Below are 17,187 nucleotides of genomic sequence, written 5' to 3'. Positions count from 1 at the left end.
GTAATACTTTTCTGGTGGAGATAATGCCAATTGTCACGAAGAAATACCAAGTCACCATACCCAAGGACGTTAGGGAGGCGCTTGGAATCAAGGCAGGGGACGAGGTTGTCTTTGTTAGGGAAGGAAACCGTTACGTTTTGATGAAACTTACTGACCTTCTCAAGGAGCTCAGTGAGGTAACAATGGACATCGAGGATACCATAGAAGAGGTTAAGAGGGGACTGTCGAGAGGAATAGAACGTTCTCTGCGTGAGCTGGAGGGAAGAGAATGAAGGTTGTTCTTGATACGAACGTTTTTAACAACTGGGCCTTTCTCGAATGGTTGATGCGCTCAAGCCTTGAACCCGTGACGAGTTCAGTAGTTTACATGGAACTTCTCTACAGATACGCACGAAGAAAAGGCCTTGAAGAAGCTACTAGCAAGCTGACGGCTGTTTTTGACTCACTGGGAATAGAGGTTATGGGTTTCGATTGGGAATGTGCGGAACTGGCTATAAAATCTGCCGTCGGTCGTTGGGATTTTTCTAAGAACGCGAGAGATTACATGATAGGCTCATTAACTCTGAAGCTCAATGCTCCGTTGGTTACATACAACAAGAAGCACTTCGAGTGGCTTCCCGAGGTCCTGACGCCGGAGGAGACGATGAAGCGATTCGGTGAATAGCTTTAAAAGGTCAACTTTTATAAGGCCCTCTCCAGCGAGAGATTAGTGGTGGGAGAGATGGAAAAACGTTTACCCGGTAAGGTTAGGAGAGCCTTGCGCGCGAGATACTACGATATAGAACCGCGAGCGTGGATTGGGAAGAAGGGATTGGCCGAGAGTGTAATTGGAGAAATCAACACCCAGCTGGAAAAGGACGGCGTGCTCAAGGTGGAGATACGGAAGGGCGCGCTTATCTCGACTGGGATGGACAGAAAGGCCATAGCCGAGAGGGTTGCCCAATTAACTGACAGCGAGCTCATCGATGTCAGGGGCAAAAGGTTTATATTGTTCAAACCGAGGGAAGGCTGGGAAAGGTATTTAAGGCGCCTTGAAAGAAAGGGCAGAGCCGAGAGGCGGGAGGAGCCCGTCCGTAAAGTCAGGCTCGATATCGCTAACTTCAGGAAGAAGTTTAAGAAGGGGAGGGATTGAAGGATGGCGACTGTCTATGACGTTCCTGGTGACCTGCTCGTTGAGAGGGTCGCTGAAAAGCTCAAGGATGTTGAGGAGATAAAGCCCCCGGAGTGGGCAAAGTTTGTCAAGACGGGGAGGCACAAGGAGAGACTCCCCGAGCAGGACGACTGGTGGTACTACCGCGTCGCAAGCATACTCAGGAAGGTTTACATAGACGGCCCCGTCGGAATCGAGAGACTTCGTACCTGGTACGGCGGAAGAAAGAACCGCGGACACGCCCCCGAGCACTTCTACAAGGCCGGGGGAAGCATCATAAGGAAGGCCCTCCAGCAACTTGAACAGGCCGGCTTCGTCCAGAAGGTTCCGGGCGAGGGAAGGGTTGTCACTCCCAAGGGCCAGAGCTTTCTTGATAAGGTAGCTACCGAGCTCAAGAAGGAACTTGAGGAACAGATTCCGGAGCTCAAGAAGTACTGAGCTCCCTTTTCTCATACCCTATCCAATACTTTTTTAACTTCCACTTCTGAGCCTGAATTGGGGGTGAGAAAATGGCGGAGGACATAGAGGAGATTAGGAAGCGCAAGCTCATGGAGCTCCAGAAGAAGTACCTCGAACAGCAGAAGGCTCAAGAGGAGGCCATAAAGCAGGAGATGGAACTTCAGGCCCAGATTGACGCGATAATGAGGAAAATTCTAACTCCGGAAGCGAGGGAGAGGCTTGGAAGGGTAAAGCTCGTAAAACCTGAACTCGCGAGACAGGTTGAACTCGTCCTCGTTCAGCTCTACCAGGCTGGCCAAATTAGGGAGCCAATAGACGATGCTAAACTAAAGAGAATTCTAGCTCAAATAGACGCGAGGACCAGAAGGGAGTTCAGGATTAAGTGGTAGCGGACGGTGAATTGATGGACGCCAGGGAGATAGTGAGAATCCTTGACGAAAAGGGAGATGTCAGTCTCGACACTTGGAGGCTCGTATCTGTTAGAAAAAACGACGACGGAACCGCAGATATACTCTACAGGAACAGACACGTGGGGAGTGACGAGAACCCTGTTTTCCTCTGGATTTATGCGAATATTGTTGAAGAAGACTGGGACGTTCGGGTTTTGGAGAGGATAACCTTCCAGAAGGAAGACCTGCTCTGGCTGTTGAAGTTCGTGTTTCCAAAAGTTAAGGTTTATAAGGGGCTCGCCAAATAGCCCGCCGGCCGGGGGTGTTTGAGTGAGCGGGAAGAGAGTATGTCCCGTGTGTGGCTCAACTGAGTTCATCTACGACCCCAGCAGGGGTGAAATAGTCTGTAAGGTTTGCGGTTATGTGATTGAAGAGAACGTAGTCGATGAAGGGCCGGAGTGGAGGGCTTTCGACCCCAGCCAGAGGGAGAAGAGGGCCCGCGTTGGAGCCCCTGAGAGCATACTCCTCCACGACAAGGGCCTTTCAACGGACATAGGAATAGACCGCTCCCTTACAGGTCTGATGAGAGAGAAGATGTACAGGCTTAGAAAGTGGCAGAGTCGCCTGAGGGTCAGCGACGCCGCTGAGAGAAACCTTGCATTTGCCCTGAGCGAACTCGACAGGATAGCAAGCCAGCTGAAACTTCCAAGGCACGTTGAAGAAGAAGCGGCAAGACTCTATAGAGAGGCCGTGAGGAAAGGCCTCATAAGGGGTCGTTCGATTGAAGCTGTCATAGCAGCCTGTGTCTACGCCGCGTGTAGGCTTCTGAAGGTTCCAAGAACCCTTGATGAGATTGCGGACATTTCGCGCGTTGACAAGAAGGAAATCGGCAGGAGTTTTCGCTTCATAGCCAGACACCTGAACCTGACTCCAAAGAAGCTCTTCGTGAAGCCTACCGATTATGTCAACAAGTTCGCAGACGAGCTCGGCCTGAGCGAAAAAGTTAGGAGAAGGGCAATAGAGATACTTGAGGAGGCCTACAAGCGGGGTCTCACGAGCGGAAAGAGTCCCGCCGGTCTTGTGGCCGCGGCGCTCTACATAGCGGGCCTTTTGGAGGGGGAGAAAAGAACCCAAAGGGAAGTTGCAGAAGTTGCCCGCGTTACCGAGGTTACCGTAAGAAACAGATATAAAGAACTCGTGGAAAAGCTCAACCTCAAGATACCACTTTAGCGGAACCAGCTCTCTAGGGTTCTCTGCTTTCCGGCTTTTACGGCCTTTTTCAACCTTTCAAGGCCGTTCTTCACCCTTTCCTCGCTGAAGTCGTGTTCATCGCAGAGGAACTTGAGAATCTCCTCCTCATCGGGCTCGCTCCATTTCAGGGAATACTCGTCCGTTACAGGCGGATTCAGGAAAAACTCTTTTATCGCGTAGAGGTCAACGTCGCTCTCCTTCTGGTATTTTTTGAGCGGGTCTTTGGAGCGTTTAACTATTGTTAAAGCCTTCTTTGGGCCAATGCCCTTAATTCCTCCCGGGTTGTAGTCAGTCCCGACGAGAATGGCGAGTTCGATTAACTTCTCCCGGTCTACGCCGAGCTCTTTGAGGACCTCATCGAGAACTATTAACTCGGGCTTGACCTCGACGTATGCGTTCTTCCCCGGAAGCTTTCTCCTCCCCGTTATAGTCAGGTTCCTGACGAGCCGTGGCGTTCCAAAGAGCAGGGAATCATAGTCCTGACTAGCTGAGGCATAGACGTCCCCTTTCTGTGCCATGTAGGCGGCCTGAGCCTCCCCTTCACTCGGAGCCTGCACAACCGGAACACCCATGAGCTGGAGAAGTTTCTTAGCGTCCTCTATGAGGGTCTGGTTGAGCCTTGTTGCCCTCATGGCGTACTTCTTGGCCTCCTCTATGTCGCCCCTCTCGAGAGCCTCGTGCCACTTCTCCTCTGCCTCTTCCCTTGCCTCGCGCCTCTTCTCAAGCTCCCTCTTTTTGAAAGCCGGCGGCTCGCCGTCGAAGACGTAAGCTGGCTTTATACCTGCCTCCATCAGGTTAATCGTCCTGTAGAAGAATCCACTCAGGTGAGATGTTATCCTCCCCTTTGAATCCATTAGCGGTGTCCCGTCGCGCTGTCTTATGTTCGATAAAAACTGGTACATCGCATTGAAAGCGTCAATTGCAACCTTCTTTCCGTAGAGGTTCTCCAGTTCAATCTCCCTTCTCGGGACGAGTTCCCCAATCTGTACGCCCATCTCAACCACCGAAAAAAGTAGGGAAAAGAGTTTTTTAGAGTTTGCCTCGGCCTACCGGGTTGTCATCACGTCTCAGGGAGGGGAAGGGTCGTCATCGGCGGTAAATGCCCTTCTCGATGAGGAACTCCTCGTGCTTTGTCCTCCTCTGCCTCTCCTGCACGTAAATCCAGCCCATGACAAAGATTAGTGTTGCCATTCCAATCAGCGTCTGCCAGCCGAGCTGATTGTAGTCAAGGGTGATTATAATCTTTCGCACCATTGCCAGAACGCCGAGCTCGACGACGTTTCTCATGCTGACGTGGTGCTCCTTGACGTACATCGTCAGGAGTTCGAATATCTCTAGGAAGATTATGACGAGGACTATCTGGTGAAGAACGTTTTCAATATCAAACGAGTGTATAGTTTCCGTAATTAGATTAACCATTAGGTAAACCACGTATCCCATGGTTATCGTAGCAAGGCCAAGGACAACCATGTCAAATAGGACGCTGAGCCACTTGAGTAGAAGGTTATCAATAACACCAACGTCGTGATATTTTCTGTTCATCCGCACACCCTTTCCATTATGGGATAAATTGCTAAAAACTTTTCGGAAAACCGAAGGGTTCTTTGGAATCCTGAAGAAAGTTTTTTCTCTGTTTCTGGAAGATTGTTTACCGACTTTGGATATTTTAACGTCTGTCGAGGCTTCTATCGGCAAAAATAGAAGGGAAATGTTTTAACTGTCTTTTACAGATGTAAAAATGTAAATGTCATCCGAGGTGATAAAAATGGTTGACCCGAACATCGAAGCCCTTTTCAGGCCGAAGAGCATCGCCGTTATAGGCGCCTCCGAGAAGCCGGGCAAGATAGGCTACGCTATTATGAAGAACCTCGTGGAGTATGGCTATGAGGGCAAAATCTACCCCGTTAACATCAAGGGAGTGGAGATTAAGATTGGCAACCGCGTCTTCAAGTCCTACAAGAGCATCCTTGATGTACCGGACGAGGTTGATATGGCCGTCATCGTTGTCCCGGCCAAGTTCGTCCCACAGGTTGTCGAGGAATGCGGTCAGAAAGGCGTTAAGGTCCTGCCGATTATCAGTTCCGGCTTCGGCGAGCTCGGTCCGGAGGGCAAGAAGGTCGAGCAGCAGCTCGTTGAAACGGCCAGAAAATACGGCATGAGAATTCTCGGGCCCAACATATTTGGTGTTGTTTACACCCCTGACAAACTCAATGCCACTTTCGGACCAACTGACGTTCTACCGGGACCGCTCGCCCTCATCAGCCAGAGCGGTGCCCTAGGAATAGCCCTCATGGGCTGGACCATCCTTGAGAAGGTCGGCCTCTCCGCTGTGGTTAGCGTCGGAAACAAGAGCGACATAGATGATGCTGACCTACTTGAATTCTTCAAAGAGGACGAGAACACCAAAGCAATCCTTATCTACATGGAGGGTGTCAAAGACGGAAGGCGCTTCATGGAAACAGCTAAAGAGGTCAGCAAGGTCAAGCCGATAGTAGTCATCAAGGCCGGAAGGAGCGAGCGCGGTGCGAAGGCGGCCGCTTCCCACACCGGTTCTCTCGCCGGAAGCGACAAGATTTACGATGCGGCATTTAAGCAGGCGGGAATAATAAGGGCCTACACCATCGGTGAAGCCTTTGACTACGCGAGAACTCTCAGCAATCTTCCCGAGCCCGCTGGAGAAAACCTCGTCATAATCACCAACGGCGGTGGAATAGGCGTCATGGCCACTGATGCTGCTGAAGAATCCGGCCTGCACCTCTACGATGACCTTGAACAGCTCAAGGTTTTCGCTAACTACATGCCACCCTTCGGTTCCTACAAGAACCCCGTTGACCTGACAGGTATGGCCGGTGCTGAGGGCTATGAGGGTGCAATCAAGGCCGCGCTTGAGCATCCCGAGATACACAGTATAGCCGTCCTCTACTGCCAGACTGCTGTACTAGACCCAAGGGATTTGGCTGACATAGTTATCCGCGAGTACAACGAGAGCGGAAGGAAGAAGCCGCTCGTCGTTGCAATCGTCGGTGGTATAGAGGCCAAAGAAGCCATCGACAGGCTCAACGAAGAGGGCATCCCTGCTTATCCTGAACCAGACAGGGCCATAAAGGCCCTCGCGGCGCTCTACAAGTGGAGCAACTGGAAGGCCAAGCAGAAGTGAATTTTCTCCTTCTTTTGAATTATTCGGAAAGAATTTTTCAATGTACATATTCTGATAGTCCTGAAACACGTGAGGCGGTGATACTATGCGTATAGCTCTCATAAGTGACATCCACTCCAACTGGGAGGCCCTTCGGGAGGTCTGGAGAGAAGTCAGAAATGCTGATGTAATCCTGTGCATGGGTGACTTAGTTGGTTACGGCGCTTCTCCAAACGAGGTTGTGGAGTTCGTGAAGAGACAAATGGGGAAAAGGACCTTCCTCTGCGTCCGCGGAAACCACGACAACGCGATAGCCTTCAGCGCGGACTGGGGCTTCAATCCCTACGCGAGGGAAGCGGTGAAGTGGCACCAGCGGGTTATGAGTGTTGAAAACCTTGAGTTCCTGAGGGGACTTCCAGTGAGGCAACTCTTCACCGACGACACCGGCCGGAGCTACCTCTTAATCCACGGCTCACCGAGGGCACCCCTGGATGAATACCTCTTTCCATGGCTTCCCGAGAGCGAGTTCAGGGCAGTTTTAAGCTACGTAAAGCAGGACGACCTCCTCGTCGGCCATACCCACGTTCCAATGCTCAAGATTATCGGAGGGAGGAGGATAATAAACCCGGGAAGTGTTGGCCAGCCAAGGGACAGCGACTGGAGGGCAAGTTATGCTGTGATAGACACGGAGAAAGAACCCCCTGACAATGTTGAGTTCCATCGCGTTGAATACGACGTTGAAGAAAGCGCGAGGAAGATAATAGAGGCGGGACTGCCAAGGTTCCTGGCGGACAGGCTCTTCGAGGGTCTTTAGTCCTTTTTCTTAAGGCCTCCCTCAAGGGTCCCCCTCGGCCTAGCGGGGGCAGGCTTTGGAAGGCGCTTGAGCTTGGAGCGGACTGCCAGCTTGTTGGTGTCTATTATTATGACCTCGCCTATGCTCTTTACGGCACTCACGGGGATGAGGAGGAGTCCCTCGTTGTCGGTAACGAACTCACTCGTGTCAAGGTCCTCATCCGGTTCAGCAACTATCACGAGGATTTCACCGGTTTCCTCGTCAAAGCTGAGGTCGTAAACCCAGCCCAGTCTTATTCCAGTGTCGGTTATGAGTTCAACATCCCTAAGCTTAGATGCCATTATCTTGACCATCTCCGCCACCTCTAAGCTTAATCGTGTAACCCCTTGGTGACTAACGTATAAAACCTTTTTCCAAAGGAATAATAGAGAATCAGGATTTCTTTGCCTGAAGCTCCTGGGCCTTCTTGGCCAACTCACCCAACTGGGCTTCGAGTTTTTTAAGGGCCTCTTGGGTCTTCATTATAGCTTCATCGTACTCTTTTGTCCGTGCCTCAAGGTATTCAATTGCACTCTCAAGGTTCTTCTCAACAGCGTAGCCTGCTCCGACGCTCACTATGGCGTTCTCCTTGTCGGTTATCATGCCCTTAAGGAACGAGCCAGCTCCAATCGGAACGAGGATTTCAACCTCGCCTTCCGTTTTTTTAAGTTCCTCCAGCGTCTCCTTGACGGCTTTGAACTCGTCCCTTCCTAGGGTGAGCAACTCGAGGTTCTGGGCTAACAACTGAGCCTGAGCCTGCAGAAGCTGATACTCATAAGCGAGCTTTTCCATCTCCTTCTCGACCATAGTTACCACCTGAGAAACTACGGGAAGGGATTTTTAAGGTTTGGTGCTTAGACTCCTCCCCGCTCCCTAACTTTCCTTCTCACGTTGGGGTCTCGGTCGGCTATGATTTTCAGGGCCTCCTCAAAGGTCATCCAGTCGGGGACCTCTTCGTTGAGGTAAACCCCGGTCCTCCCAATCGCGTCCCTCCTCGTGAGAACGTGGACGCGCTCGGTAACGATGTCAATGCTCACTCCAAGGGTTTTCGCGACCTCACTCTCCCTACCGATGACTTCCCGCTCTATGTGGCCCTTCTCCGTTGGAACTATAAGGATTAGTTTCTTGTTCACTCCCGGCACACGCTCCTTTGTTTTGAGGCCCCAAAGGTCTATCGCCCCACCCCAGCGGTAGAAGTCGAGCTCTCTATCCGTTGGTTCGATGAGGGGAAATGTTACGGTGGTTTCCTCATCAATCTCGATTACGCCTTTGATGAGGTGCCAAGGGGTTGCCATAACTATCTTCCTTCTCCTAACGAGACCTTCGAGGGCCAGCTCAATAAGGTAGCTCGGAACCTTAATCGGAATGAATATGTCCACATCGCTGTCCCTTCGGACGTCTCCTCTAGCCACGCTACCGTAGAGGAGCGGGTCAAACTGGGCCAAGCGTTTCATGATTTTCAGGGCCTTTTCGCGCTTCTCCCACAGGTAGCGCCACCTCTTAGGGGTGTAAATCACCTCGCGCTCGTCCCAGATTCGAACGACCTTTTCTCTCGGCATCGGTGGGAATTTTGTGGGAAGTTTTAAAGACCTACCGATAGCGTTTTATACGTAACCGATAACTCACGGGTGGTGAAGAAAATGCCGGTGCTGGGATACAACATAACGAAGGTAGAGATGGAAAAACTGACGTCCAACATCCCCCCGGGAGAAATACAGGTCAAGTTATCTCCTAAGATAGAGGAGCTTCGCCTCGGTGAAATAAGGACTCCCACAGGAAAGATGAACGGTATCGAGGTTCTCTTTGACTTCCAGGTCGAGTATAATCCACAGATTGCGAGGGCTTCCGTGAAGGGGGCAATCCTATACATGCCTCCCCAGAAGGACAAGATTGATGCTATTCTAACGGCATGGGAAGATGAAAAGAAACTGGATTCGGTTCTGCTCGTTGAGGTCGTCAACTTCCTCTCGGTCGAGCTCACTCCGATGCTGATTGTAATAGCCAAGGAAATGCGCCTTCCATACCACGTCCCGATTCCAAGGGCTGAACTCAGAACTCAGTGATGCCTTCTGCCTCCTGTATCTTTCTCCTAATCTCTGCGAGCTCGTCCCTCTTTTCCAGTATCTTGTCAGCGACCTCAAATGCCTTCACAAGGTTGTTTTTTTTCAGGTGAAACTCCGCAATGTCAACCTCCTCGAGAACCTCCGCCGATTTTTTCTGAGCGGCGTAGACCTTGGCAACAGCCAGTCTAACCTTTGCCTTTGGTTTTAGCCCACTCGTGAGCTCTAGGGCACTCTTGTATGTTATCATCGCCTCCTCCACTTTCCCAACTCCTATCAGCGCCTCTGCAATCTCCAAGAGCTTCTCCGATGCCATCTTATCGTTCCCGGAGGCGCGGTGGGAACTGACGACCTGGTTGAGCATCCTTATGGTATTTATCCCTATCAACTTCGCCCTTCCGCTGTTTCCTGCTAGCAGATAAGAGTACTGGGCTTTTACAAGGTAACCCGTGGTTCTGTCTAGGTCACCTTCAGAGTAAGCCAGTTTACTTGCTTTCTCGTAGTTCTTAGCCGCGGTATCCATCATCTCGGTGAAGTGTGCGTCATAGCCGAATATTGCCCTCGTGTATCTTGCCAGCTCGTAGAAGGCATCCGCAGCTCCTCCCGCATCGCCTTCACTGAGTTTGCTTTCCGCAACCTGGCCATAGAGGGTTATCAGCTTTTCAGCAATTCTTTTGGCTTCCTCTTTGGAACCTGAGAGGCGATAGTATCGGAAGGCCGACTCATATGACCTAATCGAGAGGGAAACATCATTCACTTCCTCGTAGGAGTTTCCAAGGTCCTCATATATGCCCGCGAATTCAAGAGCGTACTTGTTCAGGAGCCTCGTATCGTTAAGCGTAGCAAAAATCTCAAGGACACTGAAGCAGTACTCATCGAGGCGGTCTATATCGACCTCAGGTCTTGAAATCTCCTCTTCGATGAGGTCAATGTAGAGGTACGCGCTCTTGAGAAGCGAGGGCCTTGCCTTTTCTATGCCGGCCCTCTTAGCCAGGAAGTAACCTAAATAGCGATAAAGTCTCGCGGCGTTCTCTTTATCCCCCTTCTCTTCATACCCTTTAGCCGCTCTGAGGATTAGCTTGAGTCCATCTTTGACTTTACCATCATCTATGTATTTGAACCCGAGCTCTTCAAGCTCCTCAGGTGAAGCATCGATACCAGGTGAAATCAAAGTCCTCACCTCACCCACTCGAATCGGGTTGATTTAATCGGAAGCAATATTTAAGCGTTGCTTAAACCCTTATTATTTGGTAACCCGAAGCCTTTCGGAGCCTGTTCATGACTGCAAGGCCAAGGCCCCTTTCTTCCACTCCCTCGGCTATTATAACGTCCACTCCCTGCCTGTCGAGTTCCCGTAAGGCCTTAAATAGGTTTTTCGCAACGTCCTCAACGGTCTTTCCAAGGTAGAAGAACTCATCGGCCTCGAACTCTTCGGTGGCCATGACGCCAACGCGGTAGCCCATCGAGCGGTACCCCTTGACGAGTTTCTTAATCTTTTCCCTGACCCTCTCTTTTGGGCCTTCAACTACCAGAACCTGAGCGTTTGGGGAATAGTGCTTGTACTTCATTCCCGGGGCCTTCGCTAGGTCAACGGCCTTTCCTTTGACTGCAGGATGAATCTCAACGGGGCCGATGACCTTCTCAATCTCCTCAACTGGTAATCCCCCGGGCCTTAAAAGCGTCGGTCTCTCTGAACTCAGGTCTATGACCGTTGATTCAACTCCAATCCTCGTTTCTCCCCCGTCCACTATCGCCTCTATCCTGCCATAGAAATCGTCTATAACGTGTTCCGCTAAGGTGGGGCTCGGTTTCCCGCTTATGTTGGCAGAAGGCGCCGCGACCGGTTTGCTCGCCCGTATCAAAGCCAGAGCTATCTCGTGGGCCGGCATTCTAACCGCCACCGTGTCGAGTCCACCCGTGGTAACGAGCGGGACTTCCTCCTTCTTGGGCAGAACGAGTGTCAGAGGTCCTGGCCAGAACCTATCGGCCAAAAGCTTTGCCTCCCTCGGGATTTCCCTCGCGAGCTTTTTCAGGTCGTTGAAATCGGCTATGTGGACTATGAGAGGGTTATCCGCCGGCCTACCCTTGGCCTCGAAAATCCTTCTCACAGCTTTTTCGTTGAGTGCATCGGCCCCAAGGCCGTAAACCGTCTCAGTCGGAAACGCGACGAGCTTTCCCTCTAGGATGAACCTTCCGGCAACTTTAATCTTTCGCTCGTCCAGACCTTCTCGCATGTTTATTACTACCGTCATGCTCTCACCCGCAAAAACCTTGCAAGGTCGGTTAAAAAGCTATTCCAGTAGAGACTTGTAAAGGTCTTCAACCTCACGGGCAACATCTTTCCAGGAGTAGCGCTTTGCCACGTTCCTTCCGATTCTTCCGGCCTTTCTGTTGGTTTTTGGCTCAAGGAGTTTTCTAACCCCGTTGAGGAGCTCATCGAATGTTCCAAAGGTAAGCCCGTTCTTCCCCTCTCGTATCAGTTCGGGAATCCCGCCAGTTCTTCTTCCAACAACCGGAACCCCTAGGGAGTTGGCCTCTAAGATTACGAGGCCAAACCCTTCCCTTCTGGACGGGAGAACGAGGAGTTTGCTCTGGGAAAGGATTCTCCCAACGTCTTCCCTGTAACCAAGGAAGCGGACGTTTTGAGGGGCGTTCTTTTCAAGTTTTTCCCTTAGGGGGCCCTTCCCAACGACAAGAAACTCCTCGTTGGGAAAGTAACTTGCAAGCTCGATGAAGGTTTCTGGAGACTTGTATTCCCGCAACGCTCCGATGAACGTGATAAACCTCTTCTTGGATTCCACCTCTTCCAGCTTTTCAACCCCGTTGGGAACGACCCTGACCTCACGGGCACCCAGAGACAGGGCGAGCTTTGACAGATGATGGCTTACCGCCACCACCCTGTCGGCCTCTTTCAGGCTCTCCCTCACGTAGAACCTGCCGATGGTCAGCTTTGCGGTATGCTCCAAATCGCTTCCATGGGCGGTAACCACGAGAGGGAAGTTCAGCCGTCTTTTCGCGAGGACACCAGCATAGCTCGTCGTCCCGACGAAGTGGGTGTGGATTACGTCGAATTTGAACTTCCGGTGGAGCTTGGCTATCTTTTTCGCACCGAGAAACGTGAAGCTCGTTCCCCTGAGGCCGTAAATTGGGGGGACTTTAACCTGATGGACGAGGTCTTTCTCAAATTCCCTGACCTTCACGGGCCCGTATGTTAGGACGTGGACCTCGTGGTTTTTCCTCAGCTCCCTCACTAGGTTGTCGAGGTGTCTCGCGACTCCCCCGCCGTGGGGTGGATAGTGGCCGACCATGAGGATTCTCATGACCCCAAGTTGGAGATTAAGTTAAAAAGCGTTCCGAAAGACCTCGTAGAAAAGCTTCTCCGTGAAGCCCCCCAGCGAGAGCCCCTCCCTCTTGGCGAGCTTTTCAAGGAGTCTCTGAGCCCTGCTTCCGTACTGGGTTGCTTTCTTTTCCCTTCCCGCTATCCACTCCGGGATTCCGAGTTGGAGCGCAAGCTTCCTCAAAACTACTTTCCGCTCGTTGCCGGAAATCTTGAGTTCGGGGGGTGTTCTGAGGGCAAGGGCAACAACCGGGAGTGATAGGAACGGGAAACGTCCCTCAACACCGTTGAGCATGGCTATTTTATCGTCCCTGGCAAGGTTCCGCTCCGAGATACTCAGAATGTCCTCCCACATCAGTTCAGGCCTTTCGAGATACTTGGCGTAGCCACCAAAGAGCTCATCTGCCCCCTGCCCGCTTAAAAGAACTTTAACGCCGTCTTTTCCGGCCAGTTCGGTGGCGAAGTGGAGTGGGATTCCAATGGCCAGGTTCAGGGGGTTTGGCTCTTCGATTGCAAAAATTACCTTCTTGAGGGCTTTTTCCACGTCATCGAGTGTGAAAATCCTCTCCCTCAGTTCCCAGCCGAAGTGTTCTGACACCTTTCTTGCCCATTCTATGTCCGGGCTGTCCTCGGTTCCGGCAGTGTAGAGAACAACATCGGAGTGCTTTGAGGCAAGAAAGGCCACCAGCGTGCTGTCCAATCCGCCGGAAAAAAGCACGCCTGTCCTTCTTCCCACCCTGAGGGAAACGGAATAACCAAGGACGTTTTCAAGGCCCCTGAGAAGGCTTTTCTCCTTGAGGTACCCCCCACCGAGTCTGGCAAGCGAGAACAGCCGGGCCCTTCTCACTCCCCTCCCGAGGACTACCAGCTCGCCAGGTTCGACGGGAATGGCTTCCTCCCCAATCGCCCATAGAACCTTTTTCTCGCTGGCAAAGAAACCGTTGGGGGAGAAGTAGAGGGGTCTGATTCCAATCGGGTCCCTGAACAGGTAAATCCTTTCACCGTCGGAAAAAGCTACGGAGTAATCCCCTTCAAGCCAGCGCATTGCCTCTTTGACCGCTTGCGGAAAGCTCATGCCCTTCTCCTTTAAGAATTCGATGAGTCTCAGAATCACCTCGCTGTCAACGTCGCTCTCGAAGGAGACGCCCTTCCCTTCAAGATAAATCCTGATTTGGCCGTGGTTGTAGATTTCACCGTTGTGGACCAAAGCCAGCTCGTTCACGAAGGGCTGTGTAAATTCCTTCGAACCGGTCATGGCCAGTCTGCACTGGAGAATCCCTATTTTCCCTCCCGGAATCTCGCTTAGCCGTGCGAAGTCACTCGATTTAAGCGTCCCTTCGTCGGTCCACACCCCAAAGCTGTCCGGCCCCCGGTGTTTTCCGGCCAACGCCATCCTGATGAGCTTTTCCCTGAGTTTGCCATTAACTCCGCCGGCGATGAGGCACATGAGAGTCACCCATGGAATTTTGAAGGGTTAAAGAAAAGGCTTAGCCCTTTCCACTTGGGTGAGTTTGCAGTTACTGGTGAGCCCTTTGAACATCCGTTCAGGTCAAATCGCCGCAGGTGCAGTAGTGCTCATAGGCCACCGTCTCAAGCTCGTCAAAACCTTCTCTCCTTTTGGCTGACAGATAGAGGACCCTCGTCGGTGGGGCCAGCTCGGGAAGGGCTGAACAGAGCCTGTAAGCCAACAACCCCTGCGTAGATGGCTCAAGCTTGAGCCTCGCGGTGAGGTATTCGACGTCGTCAAGGAACTTCCTCAGTTTTCCGATGTCTTCCACCGTATCGACCTTACTCAGGGCTGGGACAGTTGTTATGCCGAGCCTGAGGTCAATCATCAGCCCGAAGAAGAGTGCGAAGCAGAAGTCGGTCGGCTTTCTAAGGATTTCGGGTGAAAAGAGATAAACGCCGAGTGCATCCGGGAAGGCCTCCATGAGCCTTACTCCGAACTCGTGGAAGAGGAACGTCTCCATCTGGCCGGGCGTGTCTATGATGACGTAGTCGCTCCTTTTTTCAAGCCCCCTAATCTTTCCAGCGTATTCCTCTACCTTCGGTGCGAGGATGTCGTAGCTATTCACTATGGCCCCGTTTGGGCCCAACCCCTTTTCCATGAGTTCCCATGCCGTTATCTCCTCGCGGACGTCGAGGTCAGGCTTATATGGGAGCCTTTTGACGCCGGTATCGAGGTTAACATATGAGACTGCGTAACCGTTTTCCTCCAGGTATTCTCCGAACTCCGCTGTTAGGGTCGTTTTTCCGCTTCCGGCCGTTCCTATGAAGGTCAGAATCATCCCATCACCCTCGCCTTGAAGCCCGCTATTCTCACCACCGTCTCGGCGAGCTCCATAAAGGCCTTAGCACCGTCCGAATCTGGAGCATACTCAACTACCGGAACGCCTTCAAGTGTTGCCTCCCTCACCTTTGGGTCCTCTGGGACCACGACGAGGAGTGGGACTTCCATAACTTCCTCCGCAACATCTGGAGGGATATCGTTGTCGCTCCTTCCGTAGCGGTTGAGGACGAAGCCGAGAACTGCCAGGCCGGCCTTCTTAAGGACTATCCCGACCTTCATCGTGTCGGTTATGCACGAGATTTCTGGGTTGGTTACGAGGATCACCTCCTCACCGCTCATCATGGCGTTCATGGCGTCCATCTGAAGGCCCGCGGGGCAGTCGATGATTATGAAATCGAAGTGGGGCTTTAGGGGTTTTATCGTACCGGGAAGCCTTCTCGGGTCGGCCTTAACAACGTGCTCCCAGTCAACCGCCGCGGGAATCAGATAAACGTTGTCATAGCTGGTCGCGTAAATCGCGTCCTTTATATCGGCAGAACCGGCGAGAACGTCATGGATTGTAGTCTCGGCATCGTCTATTCCCATGACAAGGCTGAGGTTTGCCATCGTCAGGTCGGCATCAATTGCCAGAACCTTGTAGCCCATCTTTCCAAGGGCTATCGAAAGGTTCGCGGTGGTGGTCGTTTTCCCGGTTCCGCCCTTTCCGCTGGCGATAGAAATCAGTCTGCCCATCATCCCACCCGTCTGGTTTTCTCCTAAACCTTTATGAACCTTTAGCCGAGGCTCATTTGGGTGAGAAAATGAGGGTGTTTGTTCCTGACACGAGCGTGATAGTTGATGGAAGGCTAACCCAGTTCCTCTCAACACTCGACGAGAAGGTAAAGGTAGTAATCCCAGAGGCAGTTGTAGCGGAGATAGAGCATCAGGCCAACGAGGGTAAGGCGATAGGCCATACAGGCCTTGAGGAACTCAAGAAACTCCGCGACATGGCAGATAAAGGTAAGATACTCCTCGAGTTCCACGGCGAGAGGCCCGAGCTGTGGCAGATTAGAAGGGCTAAAGCCGGGGAGATAGACCACATGGTTCGCGAGACGGCAAAACAGCTCAACGCCACCCTAATCACCGGCGACCAGGTCCAGAGGGACATAGCCATAGCCAAGGGCATAGATGTAATCTACCTGACCGCCAAAAGGGAAGTCCGCCACAGGCTCGAGGACTTCTTCGACGAAACCACGATGAGCGTCCACCTCAAGGCTGGTGTAAAGCCCCTAGCGAAGAAAGGAAAACCCGGCGAGTGGAGGCTCGTTCCCATCCGTGACGAACCGCTTAGCGACGAGGAGCTTCACGAGATAGCGGATGACATCGTTGAGAGGGCAAAGAGAGAGCCGGACAGCTTCATAGAGCTGGACGAACCCGGAGCTACTGTCGTTCAGCTGAGGAACTACCGCATCGTCATAGCCAAACCGCCCTTCGCGGATAGAATTGAGATAACCGCCGTCAGACCGGTCACGAAACTCAGCATAGAGGACTACGAACTGAGCGAAAAGCTCCTTGAGAGGCTCAAGGATAAGGCGGAGGGAATCCTTATCGCCGGTGCCCCCGGCGAGGGGAAGACGACCTTCGCACAGGCTTTGGCCGAGTGGTACGCTTCGATGGGCAGGATTGTCAAGACTATGGAGAAGCCGAGGGATTTGCAGGTTAGTGAGGAAATAACTCAGTACACTGCTCTAAACGGGAGGATGGAGCTGACTGGAGACATACTCCTCCTCGTGAGGCCGGACTACACGATATTCGACGAGATGAGAAAGACGAGCGACTTTAAGATTTACTCAGACCTAAGGCTCGCGGGCGTTGGAATGGTCGGGGTTGTCCACGCGACTAAACCAATAGACGCGATACAGCGTTTCATCGGCAGGGTGGAGCTCGGAATGATACCCCAGATAGTTGATACCGTCCTCTTCATCAAGGCCGGTAAAGTTGCGAAGGTTTTGACACTTGAGTACCTCGTTAAGGTTCCGAGCGGGATGAAAGAGGAAGACCTAGCGAGGCCCGTCATTGAGGTGAGGGACTTCGAGACGGGTGAACTGGAATACGAGATTTACACCTACGGCGAGGAGATAAGCGTCGTTCCTGTCAAGAAAGAGGAAAAAGCCCCGGCTTTAAAGCTCGCCGAGAAGAGGCTCAAGCAGGAAATCAAAAAGTTCCTGCCCGACGTTTACACTGAGGTCGAGATAGTCAGCCCGCACAAAGCCGTGATATACGCCGACGAGTTCGACATTCCGG

Annotated in this window: 22 protein-coding genes; 11 read left to right on the top strand and 11 right to left on the bottom strand. The window is 52.1% G+C overall.

The window, feature by feature from the left end; translation table 11 throughout:
* The 7 genes from F7B33_RS05685 to F7B33_RS05655 all read left to right on the top strand — a co-directional run.
* The coding region (locus F7B33_RS05685; RefSeq protein ID WP_297073672.1) for an AbrB/MazE/SpoVT family DNA-binding domain-containing protein at window positions 1-272 on the top strand (272 nt) is incomplete at its 5' end.
* Entirely contained in the window at window positions 269-664 is a 396-nt protein-coding gene (locus F7B33_RS05680; protein ID WP_297066064.1) for a PIN domain-containing protein, read from the top strand. The genes F7B33_RS05685 and F7B33_RS05680, both read left to right, overlap by 4 nt.
* 57 nt (window positions 665-721) lie before the next feature.
* Window positions 722-1,132, top strand: a complete 411-nt coding sequence (locus F7B33_RS05675; RefSeq protein ID WP_297066110.1) for a YhbY family RNA-binding protein — start codon at window positions 722-724, stop codon at window positions 1,130-1,132.
* Window positions 1,133-1,135: 3 nt separating this feature from the next.
* Window positions 1,136-1,588: a 30S ribosomal protein S19e gene (locus tag F7B33_RS05670; protein ID WP_297066062.1), complete on the top strand. Its 453-nt coding sequence runs from the start codon at window positions 1,136-1,138 to the stop codon at window positions 1,586-1,588.
* Between the two features lie 71 nt (window positions 1,589-1,659).
* Window positions 1,660-1,998, top strand: a complete 339-nt coding sequence (locus F7B33_RS05665; protein WP_297066059.1) for a DNA-binding protein — start codon at window positions 1,660-1,662, stop codon at window positions 1,996-1,998.
* 14 nt (window positions 1,999-2,012) lie between these two features.
* Window positions 2,013-2,306 (top strand): hypothetical protein, encoded by a 294-nt coding sequence (locus F7B33_RS05660; protein WP_297066056.1) that lies wholly within the window; start codon window positions 2,013-2,015, stop codon window positions 2,304-2,306.
* 22 nt (window positions 2,307-2,328) lie between these two features.
* A complete protein-coding gene (locus F7B33_RS05655) occupies window positions 2,329-3,228 on the top strand; it encodes a transcription initiation factor IIB (protein ID WP_297066054.1) in 900 nt (299 codons plus the stop codon).
* Here F7B33_RS05655 and fen read toward each other — a convergent pair.
* Both fen and F7B33_RS05645 read right to left on the bottom strand, forming a co-directional pair.
* A complete protein-coding gene (fen, locus tag F7B33_RS05650; protein WP_297066107.1) occupies window positions 3,225-4,244 on the bottom strand; it encodes a flap endonuclease-1 in 1,020 nt (339 codons plus the stop codon). The genes F7B33_RS05655 and fen overlap by 4 nt on opposite strands.
* 91 nt (window positions 4,245-4,335) lie before the next feature.
* Window positions 4,336-4,791 carry a phosphate-starvation-inducible PsiE family protein gene (locus F7B33_RS05645; RefSeq protein WP_297066051.1) on the bottom strand — a complete coding sequence of 152 codons (456 nt, stop codon included), beginning with the start codon at window positions 4,789-4,791 and terminating at the stop codon, window positions 4,336-4,338.
* Window positions 4,792-5,014: 223 nt separating this feature from the next.
* On the opposite strand from F7B33_RS05645, the gene acs reads away from it, so the two are divergent.
* A complete protein-coding gene (gene acs / locus F7B33_RS05640) occupies window positions 5,015-6,406 on the top strand; it encodes an acetate--CoA ligase alpha subunit (RefSeq protein ID WP_297073669.1) in 1,392 nt (463 codons plus the stop codon).
* Between the two features lie 85 nt (window positions 6,407-6,491).
* Window positions 6,492-7,199 (top strand): metallophosphoesterase family protein, encoded by a 708-nt coding sequence (locus F7B33_RS05635; RefSeq protein ID WP_297073667.1) that lies wholly within the window; start codon window positions 6,492-6,494, stop codon window positions 7,197-7,199.
* Here F7B33_RS05635 and F7B33_RS05630 read toward each other — a convergent pair.
* From F7B33_RS05630 to F7B33_RS05620, 3 genes are all read right to left on the bottom strand, one after another.
* On the bottom strand, window positions 7,196-7,531 hold the full coding sequence (locus F7B33_RS05630) for a PRC-barrel domain-containing protein (RefSeq protein WP_297073664.1): 336 nt from the start codon (window positions 7,529-7,531) through the stop codon (window positions 7,196-7,198). The two genes, F7B33_RS05635 and F7B33_RS05630, sit on opposite strands and share 4 nt — an antisense overlap.
* A gap of 79 nt (window positions 7,532-7,610) precedes the next feature.
* Window positions 7,611-8,024: a prefoldin subunit alpha gene (gene pfdA, locus F7B33_RS05625; protein ID WP_297066105.1), complete on the bottom strand. Its 414-nt coding sequence runs from the start codon at window positions 8,022-8,024 to the stop codon at window positions 7,611-7,613.
* Window positions 8,025-8,071: 47 nt separating this feature from the next.
* Window positions 8,072-8,776: a nucleotidyltransferase domain-containing protein gene (locus tag F7B33_RS05620; RefSeq protein ID WP_297066041.1), complete on the bottom strand. Its 705-nt coding sequence runs from the start codon at window positions 8,774-8,776 to the stop codon at window positions 8,072-8,074.
* 81 nt (window positions 8,777-8,857) lie between these two features.
* Between F7B33_RS05620 and F7B33_RS05615 the strand changes: the two genes are divergently transcribed.
* Entirely contained in the window at window positions 8,858-9,280 is a 423-nt protein-coding gene (locus F7B33_RS05615; RefSeq protein WP_297066102.1) for a hypothetical protein, read from the top strand.
* On the opposite strand, the gene F7B33_RS05610 is transcribed toward F7B33_RS05615, so the two are convergent.
* The 6 genes from F7B33_RS05610 to minD form a co-directional block, all read right to left on the bottom strand.
* On the bottom strand, window positions 9,267-10,448 hold the full coding sequence (locus F7B33_RS05610; protein ID WP_297073662.1) for a hypothetical protein: 1,182 nt from the start codon (window positions 10,446-10,448) through the stop codon (window positions 9,267-9,269). The two genes, F7B33_RS05615 and F7B33_RS05610, sit on opposite strands and share 14 nt — an antisense overlap.
* 61 nt (window positions 10,449-10,509) lie before the next feature.
* Window positions 10,510-11,529 carry an L-threonylcarbamoyladenylate synthase gene (locus F7B33_RS05605; protein WP_297066035.1) on the bottom strand — a complete coding sequence of 340 codons (1,020 nt, stop codon included), beginning with the start codon at window positions 11,527-11,529 and terminating at the stop codon, window positions 10,510-10,512.
* A 39-nt stretch (window positions 11,530-11,568) separates the two neighbouring features.
* Window positions 11,569-12,597: a glycosyltransferase family 4 protein gene (locus F7B33_RS05600; RefSeq protein ID WP_297073660.1), complete on the bottom strand. Its 1,029-nt coding sequence runs from the start codon at window positions 12,595-12,597 to the stop codon at window positions 11,569-11,571.
* Between the two features lie 21 nt (window positions 12,598-12,618).
* Complete coding sequence (locus F7B33_RS05595; protein WP_297073674.1) at window positions 12,619-14,061, bottom strand: asparagine synthase-related protein; 1,443 nt, start codon at window positions 14,059-14,061, stop codon at window positions 12,619-12,621.
* A gap of 97 nt (window positions 14,062-14,158) precedes the next feature.
* Complete coding sequence (locus F7B33_RS05590; RefSeq protein WP_297066025.1) at window positions 14,159-14,902, bottom strand: ATP/GTP-binding protein; 744 nt, start codon at window positions 14,900-14,902, stop codon at window positions 14,159-14,161.
* On the bottom strand, window positions 14,899-15,636 hold the full coding sequence (gene minD / locus F7B33_RS05585) for a cell division ATPase MinD (RefSeq protein ID WP_297066023.1): 738 nt from the start codon (window positions 15,634-15,636) through the stop codon (window positions 14,899-14,901). Before minD ends, F7B33_RS05590 begins: the two co-directional genes overlap by 4 nt.
* Before the next feature lie 68 nt (window positions 15,637-15,704).
* Here minD and F7B33_RS05580 point away from each other — a divergent pair.
* A partial coding sequence (locus F7B33_RS05580; RefSeq protein WP_297073658.1) for a PINc/VapC family ATPase occupies window positions 15,705-17,187 on the top strand: 1,483 nt, incomplete at its 3' end.

It is taken from the genome of Thermococcus sp., assembly GCF_015523185.1.
Taxonomy (GTDB): domain Archaea; phylum Methanobacteriota_B; class Thermococci; order Thermococcales; family Thermococcaceae; genus Thermococcus.
Note: the sequence above shows the minus strand (reverse complement) of the source record. Positions and strands in the feature narration are given on the sequence as shown.

Bases quoted from the DNA above. Each gene is read 5' to 3' on its own strand.
- F7B33_RS05680 (WP_297066064.1), top strand. From the start codon at position 269: ATGAAGGTTGTTCTTGATACGAACGTTTTTAACAACTGGGCCTTTCTC.
- F7B33_RS05675 (WP_297066110.1), top strand. From the start codon at position 722: ATGGAAAAACGTTTACCCGGTAAGGTTAGGAGAGCCTTGCGCGCGAGA.
- F7B33_RS05670 (WP_297066062.1), top strand. From the start codon at position 1,136: ATGGCGACTGTCTATGACGTTCCTGGTGACCTGCTCGTTGAGAGGGTC.
- F7B33_RS05665 (WP_297066059.1), top strand. From the start codon at position 1,660: ATGGCGGAGGACATAGAGGAGATTAGGAAGCGCAAGCTCATGGAGCTC.
- F7B33_RS05660 (WP_297066056.1), top strand. From the start codon at position 2,013: ATGGACGCCAGGGAGATAGTGAGAATCCTTGACGAAAAGGGAGATGTC.
- fen (WP_297066107.1), bottom strand. From the start codon at position 4,244: ATGGGCGTACAGATTGGGGAACTCGTCCCGAGAAGGGAGATTGAACTG.
- F7B33_RS05645 (WP_297066051.1), bottom strand. From the start codon at position 4,791: ATGAACAGAAAATATCACGACGTTGGTGTTATTGATAACCTTCTACTC.
- acs (WP_297073669.1), top strand. From the start codon at position 5,015: ATGGTTGACCCGAACATCGAAGCCCTTTTCAGGCCGAAGAGCATCGCC.
- F7B33_RS05635 (WP_297073667.1), top strand. From the start codon at position 6,492: ATGCGTATAGCTCTCATAAGTGACATCCACTCCAACTGGGAGGCCCTT.
- F7B33_RS05630 (WP_297073664.1), bottom strand. From the start codon at position 7,531: ATGGTCAAGATAATGGCATCTAAGCTTAGGGATGTTGAACTCATAACC.
- pfdA (WP_297066105.1), bottom strand. From the start codon at position 8,024: ATGGTCGAGAAGGAGATGGAAAAGCTCGCTTATGAGTATCAGCTTCTG.
- F7B33_RS05620 (WP_297066041.1), bottom strand. From the start codon at position 8,776: ATGCCGAGAGAAAAGGTCGTTCGAATCTGGGACGAGCGCGAGGTGATT.
- F7B33_RS05615 (WP_297066102.1), top strand. From the start codon at position 8,858: ATGCCGGTGCTGGGATACAACATAACGAAGGTAGAGATGGAAAAACTG.
- F7B33_RS05605 (WP_297066035.1), bottom strand. From the start codon at position 11,529: ATGACGGTAGTAATAAACATGCGAGAAGGTCTGGACGAGCGAAAGATT.
- F7B33_RS05600 (WP_297073660.1), bottom strand. From the start codon at position 12,597: ATGAGAATCCTCATGGTCGGCCACTATCCACCCCACGGCGGGGGAGTC.
- F7B33_RS05595 (WP_297073674.1), bottom strand. From the start codon at position 14,061: ATGTGCCTCATCGCCGGCGGAGTTAATGGCAAACTCAGGGAAAAGCTC.
- F7B33_RS05590 (WP_297066025.1), bottom strand. From the start codon at position 14,902: ATGATTCTGACCTTCATAGGAACGGCCGGAAGCGGAAAAACGACCCTA.
- minD (WP_297066023.1), bottom strand. From the start codon at position 15,636: ATGGGCAGACTGATTTCTATCGCCAGCGGAAAGGGCGGAACCGGGAAA.